The 15874-nt window shown below is 52.2% G+C and carries 14 protein-coding genes; 9 read left to right on the top strand and 5 right to left on the bottom strand.

What is annotated here, in order from left to right; genetic code table 11:
• Positions 1–47: 47 nt before the first annotated feature.
• The 4 genes from C7B82_RS12395 (at position 48) to C7B82_RS33150 (ending at position 1164) form a co-directional block, all read left to right on the top strand.
• Positions 48–287, top strand: a complete 240-nt coding sequence (locus tag C7B82_RS12395) for a GFA family protein (RefSeq protein WP_106256603.1) — start codon at positions 48–50, stop codon at positions 285–287.
• 234 nt (positions 288–521) lie between these two features.
• The gene (locus C7B82_RS12400) at positions 522–776 is read left to right on the top strand and encodes a hypothetical protein (RefSeq protein WP_106256604.1); all 255 of its coding nucleotides are present in this window, start codon (positions 522–524) and stop codon (positions 774–776) included.
• Positions 757–888 carry a PIN domain-containing protein gene (locus C7B82_RS34270; RefSeq protein ID WP_281258968.1) on the top strand — a complete coding sequence of 44 codons (132 nt, stop codon included), beginning with the start codon at positions 757–759 and terminating at the stop codon, positions 886–888. Before C7B82_RS12400 ends, C7B82_RS34270 begins: the two co-directional genes overlap by 20 nt.
• The gene (locus C7B82_RS33150; RefSeq protein WP_339375204.1) at positions 889–1164 is read left to right on the top strand and encodes a PIN domain-containing protein; all 276 of its coding nucleotides are present in this window, start codon (positions 889–891) and stop codon (positions 1162–1164) included. It begins immediately after the preceding gene.
• Positions 1165–1239: 75 nt separating this feature from the next.
• Here C7B82_RS33150 and C7B82_RS33755 read toward each other — a convergent pair whose 3' ends face one another.
• Positions 1240–2574 (bottom strand): M23 family metallopeptidase, encoded by a 1335-nt coding sequence (locus tag C7B82_RS33755; RefSeq protein ID WP_106256605.1) that lies wholly within the window; start codon positions 2572–2574, stop codon positions 1240–1242.
• A gap of 255 nt (positions 2575–2829) precedes the next feature.
• Here C7B82_RS33755 and C7B82_RS12415 point away from each other — a divergent pair, with 255 nt between their 5' ends.
• Positions 2830–3396, top strand: coding sequence for a globin family protein (locus C7B82_RS12415; RefSeq protein ID WP_339375203.1), 567 nt, complete (start codon positions 2830–2832; stop codon positions 3394–3396).
• A gap of 4 nt (positions 3397–3400) precedes the next feature.
• On the opposite strand, the gene C7B82_RS12420 is transcribed toward C7B82_RS12415, so the two are convergent.
• The gene (locus C7B82_RS12420; protein WP_106256606.1) at positions 3401–5239 is read right to left on the bottom strand and encodes an ABC transporter ATP-binding protein; all 1839 of its coding nucleotides are present in this window, start codon (positions 5237–5239) and stop codon (positions 3401–3403) included.
• 118 nt (positions 5240–5357) lie between these two features.
• Positions 5358–6200: a M48 family metallopeptidase gene (locus tag C7B82_RS12425; RefSeq protein WP_106256607.1), complete on the bottom strand. Its 843-nt coding sequence runs from the start codon at positions 6198–6200 to the stop codon at positions 5358–5360.
• A gap of 315 nt (positions 6201–6515) precedes the next feature.
• Here C7B82_RS12425 and C7B82_RS12430 point away from each other — a divergent pair, with 315 nt between their 5' ends.
• Positions 6516–7349: a sulfurtransferase gene (locus C7B82_RS12430; RefSeq protein ID WP_106256608.1), complete on the top strand. Its 834-nt coding sequence runs from the start codon at positions 6516–6518 to the stop codon at positions 7347–7349.
• An 82-nt stretch (positions 7350–7431) separates the two neighbouring features.
• On the opposite strand, the gene C7B82_RS12435 is transcribed toward C7B82_RS12430, so the two are convergent.
• Together C7B82_RS12435 and C7B82_RS12440 are read right to left on the bottom strand one after the other, a co-directional pair.
• Positions 7432–7872: a hypothetical protein gene (locus C7B82_RS12435; RefSeq protein WP_106256609.1), complete on the bottom strand. Its 441-nt coding sequence runs from the start codon at positions 7870–7872 to the stop codon at positions 7432–7434.
• Positions 7873–8086: 214 nt separating this feature from the next.
• Positions 8087–8803 carry an MBL fold metallo-hydrolase gene (locus tag C7B82_RS12440; RefSeq protein ID WP_106256610.1) on the bottom strand — a complete coding sequence of 239 codons (717 nt, stop codon included), beginning with the start codon at positions 8801–8803 and terminating at the stop codon, positions 8087–8089.
• 380 nt (positions 8804–9183) lie between these two features.
• Between C7B82_RS12440 and C7B82_RS12445 the strand changes: the two genes are divergently transcribed.
• From C7B82_RS12445 to C7B82_RS12455, 3 genes are all read left to right on the top strand, one after another.
• Positions 9184–10689 carry a site-2 protease family protein gene (locus C7B82_RS12445; protein WP_106256611.1) on the top strand — a complete coding sequence of 502 codons (1506 nt, stop codon included), beginning with the start codon at positions 9184–9186 and terminating at the stop codon, positions 10687–10689.
• Between the two features lie 243 nt (positions 10690–10932).
• A complete protein-coding gene (gene aspS, locus C7B82_RS12450; RefSeq protein ID WP_106256612.1) occupies positions 10933–12735 on the top strand; it encodes an aspartate--tRNA ligase in 1803 nt (600 codons plus the stop codon).
• 336 nt (positions 12736–13071) lie between these two features.
• Complete coding sequence (locus tag C7B82_RS12455) at positions 13072–15825, top strand: cation-translocating P-type ATPase (RefSeq protein WP_106256613.1); 2754 nt, start codon at positions 13072–13074, stop codon at positions 15823–15825.
• The last annotated feature ends 49 nt before the right edge of the window (positions 15826–15874 follow it).

Raw genomic sequence — 15874 nt, forward strand, 5'->3', positions numbered from 1 at the left:
CGTCATTCAATTGAAGGCAAGGGAATCCTTCTCAACTTTACCCCCTTGTGACCCGTCAACAATTAATTGACAGACCACTAGCCCTGTATCGAACCTGTGAAACAACCCAACGAGGCTTTTGTCCGGTTTGTGGTAGTGGCATCTGTGCCTTAGATGATGGTTCAGAGTACGTATCTATTACGGTGGGAACTCTGGATGAGCCAAATCTGATTGTGCCTGAGTCACAAAGTTTTCCAGAATCCGCACCCTCTTGGTTAAAAGTAGAGTCGATCGCTCCTGAAAAATAGAGGCTAAAGCTCACAAAACAGTTTAGATATTGCACCTGATAAGGCGTCTTTCAACTGTGCGCCAGGGGCGATCGCCGCCTAACTTCACCGTTAGCCCGCTGCATTGCCTTCACCAATCGCGCCAGAGCGGATTTCAACTGTACCAGGGGCGATCACGCAAGCCATCTTGCTATGAGAGCAGATCAGACATGGCACAATAAGTAAAACCTAACTGCCTGAGGAAATCTTACTTAGATGAATCACGCTAATCTGAGAGCCAAGGTCTGGGAAGAAATTGAGCACATTCCAGACAATAAAATCCTTGAACTGTACCAACTGGTACATGGCTTTCGGGTAAGTGCAGAACCCACTGCTGCTAATCCGATGTCCTTCGCAGGCTGTTGGAGCGATCTGCCTGAAGGTATCTACAGCGATCTCCTCAACGACGTCCACGATCGACGCCAGCAAGCTTTTTCAGAGAGACGAGATCGTGAAAGCAACTCTGATTGACACTGATATTCTGTCTCTGTTCTTTCGGGGGAATACTGCTGTCGTTTCTCAGTTCCAGACCTATCTCAAGGAACATCCTCGCATCCAAATCAGCATCATTACTTACTACTAAATTCTTAGCGGTTTAAAACACCGCGATGCCCAGCGGCAACTATCTCAGTTTTTGGCGTTTACGGCTCAAAGCAGCATTCTGCCCTTAACGACTGAATCCGTTCATCAGTCTGCTAACCTTTACGCTACACTTCGTCAGCGCGGTACACCAGTAGATGATATTGATCTGCTGATTGCTGGCATTGCCATTGCAAATAATCTTGTTCTCATCACTCATAATCAGCGCCACTTTAGCCGTATGAAAGGGCTGGAATGGCAGGATTGGAGTGCTCCATAGCGTTGTCTCTTCTGGTTGAATGCGACGACACATATCATTTATCACGTATCACGATAAAACTCAGCACCAGATGCTTTAGCCTTCCCGCATTGCCTTCACCAAACGAGCCAGAGCCGATTTCAACTGTACTCCAGGGTCGATCGCCTGCCAACCAGTTGAGGTTTTCTGCCGCAGTTCAAAATGCAAGTGTGGTCCTGTCGATAGACCAGTGCTGCCGACTCGCCCAATCACAGTACCTTTTTCGACCCACTGCCCCGGCTTGACAAAAACCTGTGAAAGGTGGCCGTACAGCGTTTCTCGCGTGTCCTCTTGATGGGACAGAATGATAGCGAGCCCATAACCGCCAAGCCAGTCGGAAAGCGCCACCTTACCATCGGCCGCTGCTAAAACAGGTGTACCCATTGGCGCACCAAGGTCAGTACCGTTATGAAAGCGTCGATCGCCCCTGATCGGATGCACTCGCCAACCAAAGCCTGATGTAATGGGTGCAGGCACGGCTAAAGGAAAGATGAAGCTCAGCCCTTTCCATAGTTCGGCCGGATTGAAACCGCTGCCTGTTTCATAGGCTCCCGTCCAATTTTGCCCGTTGAAGTTAAGGGTACTATCGTCTACGACTATGCCAATGCCACCAATCCCACGACCAAGGCCGTTAAGCGCGTAGTGAACGTACTGCGGTTCACGTGGCGTCACGTAGCTATACGACGGGCTGGACGGTGGGGGCGTAAATTGCAGCACGGATGGGAGTGAGCGGCCTGGAACCGTGGTCGGCACCCAGGCTTTAACCTTCTCAGCTAATAACTTTGGTGCTTTTGGCAGTGGTTTCTGACGCGCTAGTGTAGCCTTTGTCGGTCGTTGTTTGGTCTCGATCGCCTCAATTTGAGCCAGCAGCGCTACCTGATTTTCAGGAGGCAGCATTGCATCATGAGCCATTTGACGCGCCTGGGCAAACTGTCCTTCTTGAGCCACCGCGATCGCCAGCGCTTCAAGATTTGCCCGTAACTTTGCCTCTTTCAGCGTTTTCTCTTTAGCAACAATCTCTGCCAGCCGTTGCTTCAACACCAATCTCTGGTTGATCGTGGCTTGCTGAGTTGCCGTAACCGCAGCAACGTCAGCAACCGGGTCATTTTTGGTAGTAGGCTGAACACTTTTTGCTACAGGCGTGTTCGCTGGCGTTTCAGTCTTGGTGTCAGTGCTGATGCTTTTTGCTCCTGTGGACTGAGCCGTCGTGGCACTGCGTTTTGACTGAGAAAAAGAAGGCCAGAGCGATTCAGGGGCACTGATAACAGGCTTGATTACAGGGACAGCCCTTTGCTGTGGTGCGACCAGTGCAGCCTGGGGTGGGTTGACATTGGCAGGTGCAACAGGCTTGGCAGCTTGTTCTGCTAACGTCTGGGCGATCGCATCCAGCATTTTAGAAAGTCCCTGGCTAATGGTCTGCCCATTTCTTTCTTAGCAGTAGCCAATCAATCAGGATAGTTCCCCCTTTGGTGGGATTTCTTTGATTTCAGTGTTGATACTGTAAGGCGACTGTGTTGTTTTCATGAACTTTGCCTGATTACGGCAGTATGATTCCGTAGTGCATCCAAATTGCCTGCAACGTGTCCCTCCTGCAGAGACGCAAGGCCATGCATCCAGCCTTGCATCCTTAAGTGAGACGGCTAAAGAATGGGTAATTTACTAGCTGGAAAGCGCTTGAGCGCGATCAAATCGTTACGTCTGGGTACACTGAGCCCATCTAAGCCGTTGGAGCGCGTGCAAATGTTGAGTCAGCTAGAGAAATTAAGCCTGGACACAGATGGTCGCTATGCCAGCGATGAAGAACTGCAATTTGTCGGTGACTACATGCAGTCGTTTAGCCTGCGAGTGCAAACGTATCAAAAACTTCAGTCAGCGGAAGCGGCGATCGTGCAGCAAGTAGAGGCAAAGATGCGATCGCTCGATCCCAGTCTTTTTAACAGTGGCAATGATGATGTGAGTGCTAAATGGAAGCGCGATACCGTTCGAGTTTTGCGCTACTCTGCCGTCGCCATGCTCATGAATGACCCTGAGACTCTGCGCGAACGCTTTCTCTTTTGGTTTCAAACGATCATGAAAGCCTTTGGCGCTCAGAAAAGCTGTAATGCTACGTATGTAGCCATGCAAGAAGTGGTCCAACAGCATTTGACACCCATTCAAGCCAGCCTGTTCTGTCCGATTCTGGAGATTAATCGGCAGACGCTAGGAAAAGCGTGAACAGTTAGCGATATCCCGCGGCTTGCAGGGCGAATAATTGGGCGTAGCGTCCGCTCGATCGCAGCAGTTCATCGTGTGTGCCCTGCTCAACGACCTTACCAGCCTGAAGCACCATAATTTGGTCTGCCATTCGCACAGTGGAGAACCGGTGAGAGATCAGAATCGCCATCTGCTGCTTCGTCATCGCGCGAAAGTGGTCGAAAATGCGCACTTCGGCTTCGGCATCCATCGCTGACGTCGGTTCATCCAACACCAGAATGTCGGCTTTTGTGCGCATAAAGGCGCGGGAGAGCGCTATTTTTTGCCACTGACCGCCCGATAGCTCCCGTCCGCTTTTGAACCATCGCCCCAGTTGGGTGTGATAGCTGTCGGGGAGCGCCTCAATGAAGGGTTGCGCTGTGCCTTTTTCGGCAGCATCCTGCCAGCGGGGCTCATCTTCCATAAACGCCACATCACCCGCGCCAATATTCTCACCAACCGTAAATTGGTAGCGCACAAAGTTTTGAAAAATGACGCCAATGCGCTGCTGAAGCGCATCCTGATCCCATTCGCGCACGTCCAAGCCATCGAGCACAACACGCCCACTGTCAGGGGTGTAAAGGCGTGTCAGTAGTTTGATCAGAGTTGTTTTACCCGAACCGTTTTCGCCAACGATCGCCAGTTTCTGACCTGGTTTCAAATGCAGCGAGACGTCTTTCAACGCTGGTTCAGTGCTGCCGGGATAGCAAAAGCTGACCTTTTCAAAGCGCAGTCCATCACCCGGTAAAAGCCCTCGCGTAGCATGCCCGATCGGTTTGGTAATGGGTTGTTCTAAATACTCATAGAGATTCGATAGGTAAAGGCTGTCTTCGTACATCCCGCCGATCGCGCTCAGCACAGAAGCAAACGTTGACTGCCCCTGACGAAACACGACCAGATACATCGTGAGGTCGCCGAGCGAGATTGCTCCAGCGATCGCTTCCCACACAATCCATACATAGGCAGCATAGAAGGCAAGGGTACTCAATAGTCCCAAAAAATAACTCCATAAGCCGCGCCGAATCGTCAAATCCCGGTCTTCGCCATAGAGATGACGGAAGATGTCACGATAGCGGCGGAGCAGCATCGGGCCGAGCTGATACAGCTTGACTTCCATCGCAGCGGTGTCGTTAGAAAGCAGCCATTCCAAATAGTTCTGCTGCCGAGTCTCCGGGGCACGCCAGCGAAACAATCGGAAGGCTTCTCCGGCAAAGCGCGTCTCGGCAATAAAGGCAGGAACCGCTGCCACCATCAGCACCAGGACAGCCCAGGGAGAAAAATGCAGCAGTAAACCTCCGTAGGTAATGAGCGAAAGGGTGTCCTGCACTAGGCTAAAGGTGCGTCCGACCAAACTCAGTGGGCGACTGGAGGCTTCTCGCCGTGCCCGCGCCATCTTGTCATAAAATTCCGAATCCTCGAAGTGCGAAATATTGAGGGTCAGTGCTTTCTCTAAAATCAGCACGTTGACTTTGTGCCCTAGCAGCGCCCGCAGCAAGGATTGACACAGTGCTAAACCCTGCTTGCAACCTGCCTGTAGTGCGATCAGTCCTGCTTCAATGCCTAAATACGTCAGTGTGTGCCAGCGATCGCTCGCCAAGCCCGATCGCGCCGCCAGCACAACGCCATCCACAATGAGCTTGCCCACATAGGCGATCGCACCCGGCAGCAGACCCGCTACCAGCGTTAGCACCATTAAAGCAATGGTCAGCGCGCGGTTCGTCGTCCACACTAACGCGATCGCGCGTCCGCAATATTGATACATCGACAGCGACTGCCGCAAACTCTGCCAGCGCTGCCTCAGTCGGTTTCGTTGGGAATTCCTCATATTCCTACGATAGCGGAGGAGTGGAGTGGGGAGTGGGGAGTGGGGTGTGAGAGGGTGGGAGATTGGGAGGGTGGGGAGTGGGAGGGCTAAACTCAAAACTCTTCATCCCTCATCCTTTCTAAAACCGTGTTTGCACAATCTCAGCAAAAGCCTCACGGTTGTCCTTAAGATTTCTGGGAATGCCCTGCGGATAGGTCTGAGTAATCAGCGTCTGGAGCCGTTTGACGCGGTTATCGGGGCTGGGATGGGTGCTGAAGAAAGCAGGCGGCTTTCCATCCCGGCGAAAGGCGTCGAGGCGTTGCATCAGTTGCACAATGCCCTGTGGGTCGTAGCCTGCTTCAGTCATAAAGCGCAACCCCAGTCGATCGCTTTCTAATTCATCATTGCGTTCGTAGCGCAGACTAACCAGTTGATTTACTGCCTGTGCTATGACGGTAGCCTGATCAGTAGTCACATCAGTCGTAGCTGTTGCATTAACAGCCGTCAGCAACGGTTGAATGAACGCCTGCTTAGTCAAATGTTCGGCGCCGTGACGCGCGACCACATGTCCCACTTCATGACTCAAAATCGCAGCCAGTTGCGCTTCTGAGGTCAGCCGTTTGAGCAAGGCGATCGTCAAAAAGACTTGTCCACCAGGCAGGGCAAAAGCATTCACCGTACGAGCATCACTGAGCAGATGAAATTCAAAGGGGTAGGGAGATTTGGACGCGATCGATCTGGCTACTACCTGCTTACCGACCTGATCGATATACTGCTGCAACAGCTTGTCTGGATAGAAGCCACCATACTGAATCGTCATCAGCTGTCGCGCCTGTAACCCCAGTGTGATCTCCTGCTGTGGCGAGAGTTGCACCTGCTGCTTTTCACCCGTGATGGGGTTTTTATCTGTGTTATTGCAGTAGCTCACCAAGCCAAGCAGAATGAGGAGGAGGGCAATACCCAACCGAACCAATGACTTCACGGTCGTAGCCTCTAGTGACGCAAATCAAAGCATCTGTCTAAAGAATAGCGGAGTCGTGTGGGTTGGTTGCATGAGTAACCAGGCTTGAAGAGGTTCAGGGCAGAGGGCAGAGGGCAGAAAAAGTTTTGAGTTTTGAGTTTTGAGTTGTGAGTTTTTGGAAAGTGGTAGGGGGCAGGGTCGGTAGAAGCAGAGGAGGCTAGAAACTGACGGCTGATAGCTTCCGACTGACGGCTAAAGGCTATGGCTTGCTGCTGCGAAGTAGTAGGCTGATAGCTGATAGCTGATGGCTAAACCTTATCCTCCAACGATGTACTCATGATTTCTTCAGTGGTATCAGCGGCATGGCTCCACGATCATCTTGACGATCCGCAGGTGGCGATCGCAGACTGCCGTTTCTCTCTGATGCAGCCGACGTTAGGGCAAGAGCAATACCAGGCAGGCCACATTCCAGGAGCCGTTTACCTGGACTTAAACCAGAATCTATCCAGCCCCATAGGCAAGCACGGAGGGCGACATCCGCTGCCAGATGTTGCCCAACTGGCGAGCCGTCTGTCGACCATGGGAGTTCATTCGTCACCAGAACCGACGCTGGTCGTTGCCTATGATGACTCACGTCTAGCCTTTGCATCACGGTTGTGGTGGCTTCTGCGGTATTTGGGGCACGATCGCGTTGCTGTGCTGGATGGTGGTTTCGCAGGCTGGAACACTGCTGGCTACCCTGTCACGCAGGCTGTTCCCCCACCCAAAGCGGGAACCTTTGTGCCGCGACCGAACCCTGATCAAGTCGTAAACATTGAAGCGGTGAAAGCACGAAACGGTTCGTCTGGAGTCGTTTTAGTTGACTCACGCGAACCAGAACGCTACCGAGGTGAACACGAACCGATTGACCCGATCGCAGGGCATATTCCCGGAGCCGTCAATTATCCTTGGCAAGAAGTTACGGATGCAAACGGCTATGCGCTCCCATTAGCAGCACAACGTGAACGATGGGAAACAGTGCAGTCGGCTGAAGAAATCCTGGTGTACTGTGGCTCCGGCGTGACTGCTTGCGCGAACTTGCTGTCTCTAGAACTGGCTGGCATCCAAACGGGCAAACTCTATGCCGGAAGCTGGAGCGACTGGTGTTCGTATGAGAAAGAGAAAGGCTAAAGGAGAAAGGATGAAGGATAAGTTTTGAGTTTTGAGTTAATTCTGACCGCTGACCGCTGACTCCTCTTGTTAGCTTTTAGCCTCATCCCTTATCTTTCGAGAGCATATCGATCGCGTCACCCAGTGCAGTCGTCAAGCCTTTGCGCGTTTGCGCGTGGCCGGTTTGTTCCGTTTTGAGTGCTTGAGCAAGGCGATCGCGCTCAGCTAATGCCGCAATCAGCGCTTCCTGGAGTTCGGCGATCGTTTGTAGCTTTGCAACCTCGGCTCGAATCGTCGCTACGTCAGTAGTTGCTGTGCCTTCAGTGGGCGCAGATCCTTTGAGTGCCTGTATTTCTTGCTTCAAGTCGGCGATCGTCTGACGCGTTAAGGCGGCTTCATTTCGCCGTTGCTGCGCTTCTGTTTCGTAAAGCCGCTGCCAATTCGCAGCACTAGCATACGCCTGCTCGCGCTCCTGTTGGGCATCGGCTAACTGCTGCCGCAACGTTTTAATCTCAGTCAACCACTGGCTTACGTCGTGGGTCATCAGCAACGACTCCTTATGCGATGGTAGAGAGTTTAACGGACTGAGAAGAGAAATTCTATAGCGAAAGGGGAGGGAGGAAAGGCTAAGGGATGAAGGATATAAGGATAAAAGTTTTAAGTTGCAAAGAGAGGAGTCGGGAATCAAGAGTCACAAATGAGCTTTGATAATCTTTAGAGCCCTTAGCCTTCAGCCTTCAGCCTTTAGCCTTTAGCCTTCAGCCTTCAGCCTTTCCTCTCCCCAACTCCTCATACGCATTCTCCACCAGCGATCGACCGCGTAGAAAACCGATGTTGGCACCAGGGCAAATGCTTTGCAGTGTCTCAGGGGTGAACTGGTCTAAAAGCATCTGAACGCTATTTAACTGTCTGCGCCAGTGAAAGGTTTTTGGCGTTTTGAGGGGTGACAGATTGCCTTGAGGGCTGGGTAACAAATGGCGACCAGAGAATAACACGCCGCCATAGTCGCTGTGATGCAGGCAGGAAGAACCAGGAGAGTGCCCAGGTGTCCACAGGGCATAGCTTTTAGGCGTCAATGTCAAGGTTTGTCCAAACGGTGTGACAGTTAGCCCTGGCAGCAGGTAGACCTCCTGCTCTTGCATTACAATCTGACAGCCCAAGGCTTGCTGGATCTGGCGAGCTTGGCCAATACCACCACGATGAGTCAGAAAGAGCGTATGGACGCCGCCTTGTGCTTGCAAGAAGTTTTGCGTTACGTCGTTCCAGGCAGGACAGTCCACTAGAATGTTGACCGCTTCTACAATAAGATAAGCAGTCCCACCTAATGTTTCCCGATTGGGTGGGAAGGCAAAAATGGCTGAGCGATCGCTCCCTTGGCGCAGCAACAATCGGGGCTGTTTAGGGGTAGAGACTGTTTGACTTGCAGACGGCTGAGGCAGACTGGGTGAAGCGGTAGGAGAAAAATCTGAAGACACTGGTTAATCAAGAGTAAACGAAACCGTGGTGGAAAAAGCTCGCGATCGAGCCAATTGATTTAGGAACCAGGTTTAGCAGTTTGCAGTTAAATGAAGTACACATCTAAGTCTGAGAACGTTTGCTGCTGCCTTTTGGACTCCTGAATCCTGACTTCTACTGTATTAACGTTTGTCGCATTTTACAGTAGTCTCGCTCGTTTGATGGGTAGCCATCGTTTGCTATGGCTGACAGTTAGCGCTTCCTTCTGTACAGAACTCCTTTAGGATTGCTATAGATACGGTCGCTTTTCTGTCTGCTGGCTTTTAAACTCAGACTATATGGTCATTTTTATGGTCATTTTTCAGGCAGTTCGTTCTTCCAGCCCGACGAGACTAGGCGCATGAATCCGTTAATTTTGCTGTTCCTACTGGGACTAATCACTTACTTTATCGTGCAACGTGTGGCTAGTGTCACTCGATCGCCCGTCTGGCTGCTATGGCTAGTGGCAATGGCTCCAGCGATCGTGTCGAGCGGTTGGGTCTTGGCAAAGGGGAAACCGATGCCCTCACAGACCATCCTTATTTTGTCGGGTGTTTGTTTACTGGTGTACTGGTTCTTGATTCAGCGGAATCGCATTGTGCCGCCTCCAGTTAATTCAGCTGCTGCCGAGGGGCAAGAGCAGCCCCCAGCCATGACAAAGGAGGCTGTAACGATTCCAAGTAGCCCCCGCCCGATCGACAAAGCAGAAGAAACGAGCCTGCAAAACTGCTTTCCCTGGTCAATTTACTATCTGCAAAATGTGGAATATCGTCCGCAAGCAGTGATTTGTCGTGGGCAGCTACGGAGCAAGCCAGAGGTCGCCTATCAAACGATTCAAGAGAATGTAGCGGAAGTCTTTGGTGATCGCTTCTATCTGGTCTTCCAAGAGGGTGCGAACCAAAAACCGTTTTTTGTGCTCGTGCCAAACCCACGCGCACAGGAGGGAACTGCTGATGCTTCGGTGCCTGCTGAGAAGCGACGCCGGGAGATCATCACTCGACCGTTTCTGGCGATCGGTCTCTTCATCGCTACCTTTTTTACGACGACGCTAGCCTGGCTGGATCTGGGGAAAAAAGCGGTACAGCTTTCCTCTGCAACACTGGTTACAGGTTTGCCCTATGCGCTGACGTTAATGACGATCTTGGGCATTCATGAACTGGGGCATTATCTCACCGCGCGCCGGTACAAAATCAAGGCAACCTTGCCTTACTTCATTCCGGTGATCCCGATTCCACTGTTTCCCTTTGGCACGTTTGGCGCGTTCATCCAAATTCGATCGCCTATTCCTCACCGCCGCGCCCTCTTTGATGTGGGCATTGCCGGTCCTATCGCCGGTTTTGCAGTTGCCCTGCCACTGCTTTTGTGGGGTTTAGCGCATTCAGAAGTGGTGCGACTGCCTGAGAAGCTAGAAGCCTTTAACTTTCAGGCACTCAATCCTAACTTTTCGCTGCTGTTAGCGCTGTTGAGTAAATTAACCCTCGGCAACGCGCTGACGACGGGTTATGGCCTTAACCTCCATCCGGTTGCTGTCGCTAGCTGCCTGGGGATCGTGGTGACAGCCTTTAATTTGATGCCTGTAGGACAATTGGATGGTGGTCATATCGTGCATGCGATGTTTGGGCAGCGTGCCGGAACCGCGATCGGGCAGATTGCTCGGTTGCTGCTGCTAGCGCTCTCCTTTGTCCAATCCCATCTGTTGGTCTGGGCCATCCTCCTCTTTCTAATGCCTGCTACCGACGAACCCGCGCTGAATGACGTGACGGAGTTAGACAACCGCCGCGATCTGTGGGGCATCTTAGCGCTGGGACTGCTGCTCATCATCATTCTGCCAATGCCGTCAGCGTTAGGGAAACTGCTGAATCTTTAGGAACCAACGAAGTGCGGTTCAGATGGGGCATAATGGTGAGGTTTTTAATGCTTGAGGCGACCGAGTTACTGTTGTTATCAATCGTTAGACTAAACTCAGTACCGCTTGGTTAATACCCAACTTCAGGGGAACCGGATTTCTTGAAAGACCTTATCGAGGCGGCGAGCGCCATACCTTGATCGGCTCTCCGAGGCGTATTGAGACCAAAACCATCATCCCCATTGCAGCAGATTTCAACCAGCCATGCGAACCCATTACTGTGGTCAACTCCGAGCCGAACACATTGGAGAAACAGTTAGCCTTTGTGGATGGGTCGATCGCCGTCGTGATCATGGCGGCGTCATTTTTATCGATCTGCGCGATCGCAGCGGTATTATCCAGGTCGTCAGCGATCCCGAACGTACCCCTGGCTCTTACCAGCAGGCAGGCGATTTGCGGAACGAATATGTTGTGCAAATTGCGGGTCGTGTGACCAAGCGGCCTGATGATTCATTGAATCTCCGGTTAGGCACAGGCGAAGTCGAAATCTACGCCGATCGCATTGAGATTTTGAATGCGGTACGGAAGCAACTCCCCTTTCAGGTCTCTACTGCCGAAACAGAAACGGTGCGTGAAGAGTTGCGCCTCAAGTATCGCTACCTCGATTTGCGACGTGAACGCATGAGCCAAAATCTGCAATTGCGCCATGCGTTGAACAAAACCATCCGTCGCTATCTAGAAGATACCGAAGGCTTCATTGAAGTTGAAACGCCGATTTTGACGCGATCGACCCCCGAAGGCGCGCGCGACTACCTCGTCCCCTCGCGGGTGAATGCGGGTGAATGGTATGCGCTGCCCCAATCGCCGCAGTTATTCAAACAATTGCTGATGGTGGCTGGCTGCGATCGCTACTACCAGATCGCCCGTTGTTTTCGAGATGAGGATTTGAGAGCCGATCGTCAGCCCGAATTCACTCAACTGGACATGGAAATGAGCTTCATGTCGCAAGAAGAGATTCTCAACCTGAATGAAGGCCTGGTCTGCCATCTCTTCAAAACCCTCAAAGGTATTGAAATTTCACAACCATTTCCCCGCTTAACCTATGCGGACGCGATGGATCGCTACGGTAGCGATAAGCCTGATACGCGCTACGGGCTGGAGTTAGTCAACGTCTCAGACATTGTGAAAGACTCCGGTTTCAAGGTCTTTGCCGATACGGTCGCCAAGGGTGGTGTCGTTAAAATCCTGCCCATTCCTGGCGGCAATGATCTGATCTCTAACGTCCGCATTAAGCCCGGTGGCGATTTGTTTAAGGAAGCGACTGAGGCAGGCGCAAGAGGCTTGGCATATATCCGCGTGCGGGACGATGGTGAGATTGATACGATCGGTGCCATCAAAGACAACCTCACTGATGCTCAGAAGCAGGAACTTTTGACTCGTACAGGCGCAAAAGCCGGACATCTACTATTGTTTGGAGCGGGCGATGCCGCAACCGTAAACAAAACGCTCGATCGCTTGCGTCAGGTGCTCGGTCGCGAGTTGAATTTGATTGATCCCGATAAAATCAATCTGCTGTGGGTCACAGACTTCCCCATGTTTGAGTGGAACGCGGATGAGAAGCGCTTAGAAGCACTCCACCATCCCTTCACCGCGCCCAATCTCGACGATCTCGACGATCTGAAAACCGCTCGCGCTCAAGCCTACGATCTGGTCTACAACGGGTTTGAAGTCGGTGGTGGCAGTGTGCGGATTCATCAGCCCGACGTTCAAGCACAGGTGTTTGAACTGATCGGTCTCTCGGAAGAAGAAGCCCAAAATAAGTTTGGCTTTTTGCTAGAAGCCTTTGAGTACGGCGCACCGCCCCACGGTGGCATTGCTTACGGACTCGATCGCTGGGCCATGTTGCTCACTGGCGAAGAATCGATTCGCGACGCGATCGCCTTCCCAAAAACACAGCAAGCTCGTTGTTTGCTCACAGGTGCGCCCTCCAGCGTCGATGGCAAGCAACTAAAGGAACTCCACGTTGCCTCCACGCACAAACCAAAGCCAGTAGTACCACAGAATTAACGGTGCGCTTCCTTTGATCCCAATGTCCTAAGCGTTGTGGCAACAGCTATATGTGCGCTTCGGCGGCATCTATGCGCTGGAACATTACTTGTATAGCACTACCCTTTTTTGAGTACCGCTCTTTGATGGTTGAGTGCCTCCTTACTTAAGAGTAAGAAGAAACGTTGAGGAACTTGTGAGGAAGAAACTAACTTTGTAAGAATGAACACACTTACAAAGCGGCAACGGTGGGTCACATTCTGAGCCATATCGTCATTACGCCGAAGCACTTTCAGTTTCAACAATGCCTTAATTCTTTTCTCAACTAAACCTTAGGGGCAACAAGGAGCAGCAACGTTGAGCCACTGGTATCAGCTCGAAGCAGCCCAAGTTGTAGCGGCGTTAGACACTAATGTAGCGACTGGATTGAGTCATCAGGAGGTTAGCCGTCGGCGATCGCAGCAGGGTAGCAATAAGCTGGTGGAATCTGCCCTCAAAAGCCCCTGGCTGATGCTGTGGGAGCAATTGACGGGTGCAACTATGCTGCTGCTGCTGGTCGCGGCGATCGTTTCAATGGCGTTGGGTGACTACAAGGATACGGCGGCCATTCTAGCCATTGTTGCCCTCAATGCGTTGATTGGAGTGAACCAGGAATATCGCGCGGGTAAAGCGATCGCTGCCCTCAAAAAGCTGGCAGTACCCACTGTTCGCGTCTGTCGTGACGGGCAATGGGAAGAAATTTCTGCCCATGAACTGGTATCGGGTGATTTAGTGAATCTGGTTGCAGGCAATTTGGTGCCTGCCGATTGTCGGTTGATTGAAAGCAACGCGCTACGAGTGCAGGAATCGACCTTTACAGGCGAATCGGAACCCGTTGAGAAAGTCGTTTATGGACTGACGCAGGGTGCGCTGGCATTGAGCGATCGCCGCAATATGCTCTATATGGGAACAGTCATTACCTACGGACGCGGGCACGCTATTGTGACCGAAACCGGGATGCAGACAGAACTGGGCAACATTGCGCGGTTAGTCCAGGAGGCAGACCAAGAACTGACGCCGCTACAGCATCGGCTGGAAAAGCTGGGACAAAAGCTAGTCATTGCCACTTTAGGCGTGGTGGTGGTGATTTTTGGGTTGGGCTTGCTGCGAGGTGAATCCCTGCAACTCATGTTCTTAACAGCCGTCAGTGTCGCTGTCGCTGTCGTACCGGAAGGGCTACCCGCTATCGTGACCATCGTGCTGGCGATCGGCTCCAAACGCATGTTGGAAAAACAGGCACTCATTCGCAAATTACCAGCCGTTGAAACCCTCGGCTCTGTCAGCGTGATTTGTGCCGATAAAACCGGAACGCTCACCGAAAACTGCATGACCGTCACTGTTTTAGAGGTCATCGGGCAGCGACTTAACCTGGAGCCTGCACAAAGAGCCATCCATCACGAACCCCTGGACGGAGCCATGAGTACCTTGGTGGCAGGTTGTGCGCTCTGCAATGATGCACTGTTGCTGTCCCATGCAACTCAGGCTCATCAGGCGCATGTTTTAGGTGACCCCACCGAAGCGGCGCTAGTAGTGGCGGCTGACCGTCTCGGCTTTGCGAAAGTCATGCTGGAACAATCGTTTCCACGGGTAGGGGAGATTCCCTTTGATGCCACCCGCAAGCGGATGACGACGATTCATCAGGTCATATCATCGCAGCTCAACGGGATGCAAACCATCTCGATCCCCCCACCCCTTCAGCTGAGCGATCACGTCGAACCACACACCACACACCACACACCCTACCTCGCCTTTACCAAAGGAGCGGTGGCTAACCTGCTAGAGGTCTCCAGCCACCTCTGGGTACAGGATCATGTGGAACCATTGCAGGATGAATGGCGCGATCGCATCCTGACCAGCAATAGTGACTTAGCCGCTACCGGAACAAGAGTGTTAGGCGTTGCCTGTGGCTGGTTAGAATCTGTGCCTGTGGGACAGGCTAGAGCGGTCGAACAAAATCTGATCTTTATTGGTCTGGTTGGTATGCTAGACCCCACCCGTGTAGAAGTGAAGCAGGCGGTCGAAACCTGCAAAGCAGCGGGCATTCGTCCCATTATGATTACGGGTGATCATCCGTTAATTGGTCGTCATATTGCCGAACAGTTAGGCATTCTCACGCACGATCGTGTCCTTACAGGAGCCGAACTGGATCAGTTAGCGCTAGAGACCTTTGCTGAAGAGGTACAAGCCGTCTCGGTTTATGCGCGCGTTTCGCCGGAGCAAAAACTCAAAATCATTCAAGCGTTGCAGGCGCATGGACAGATCGTGGCGATGACCGGAGATGGTATCAACGATGCACCCGCGTTGAGAAAAGCGGATATTGGTATTGCTATGGGGCGAAGTGGAACTGATGTTGCCAAAGAAGCCGCCGACATGGTGCTACTGGATGATAACTTTGCCACGCTCGTCGCAGCCGTCGCCGAAGGGCGTGTGCTCTATGACAATATCCGCAAGTTTATTAAATACAGCATTACAGGGAATGCCAGCGGCGTGTGGGTGATGCTGCTAGCGCCCTTTTTGGGGATGCCGTTGCCGCTTCTACCCATCCAAATCCTGTGGATTAATCTGTTGGCAGATGGGGTGCTGGCACTGGCACTGAGTGTGGAACCAGCTGAACGAAACACGATGCAGCGATCGCCCTACAGCCCCACGGAAAACGTGTTTAGTCGCGGTGTGGGCAGAGACATTGTGTGGGTCGGACTGGTGCTGGGACTCGTGATCGTGTGGATTGGTTACGAGTATTGGGCAGCGGGGCAGGCAAGCTGGCAAACGCTGATCTTTTCTGTCTTAGCGTTCAGTCGCATGAGTCTGGCGCTGGCGGTGCGCTCCGATCGCGACTCTCTCTTTCAGATTGGCATTTTCTCGAACAAACCACTTCTGGTCGCTGTCGTTCTCACCTTTTTGGCTCAGCTAGCAGTGGTTTATGTGCCTTCACTGCAGGAGTTGTTTCAAACCACAGCCCTCTCCTTCCAAGAGTTGATGGTTGGTCTGGCTGGAAGTATGACGGCGTTTTGGGCGATCGAGCTTCAGAAGCTGCTAGTCCGTCGTCGATCGTTCTGTAGACACTGTGGATAGTGAAGCCTGTCAAGCGAGAGGCGGCGGGAAGCAGAGCGTTGGGTCAAAG

The organism is Stenomitos frigidus ULC18 (genome assembly GCF_003003795.1).
GTDB lineage: Bacteria > Cyanobacteriota > Cyanobacteriia > Leptolyngbyales > Leptolyngbyaceae > Stenomitos > Stenomitos frigidus_A.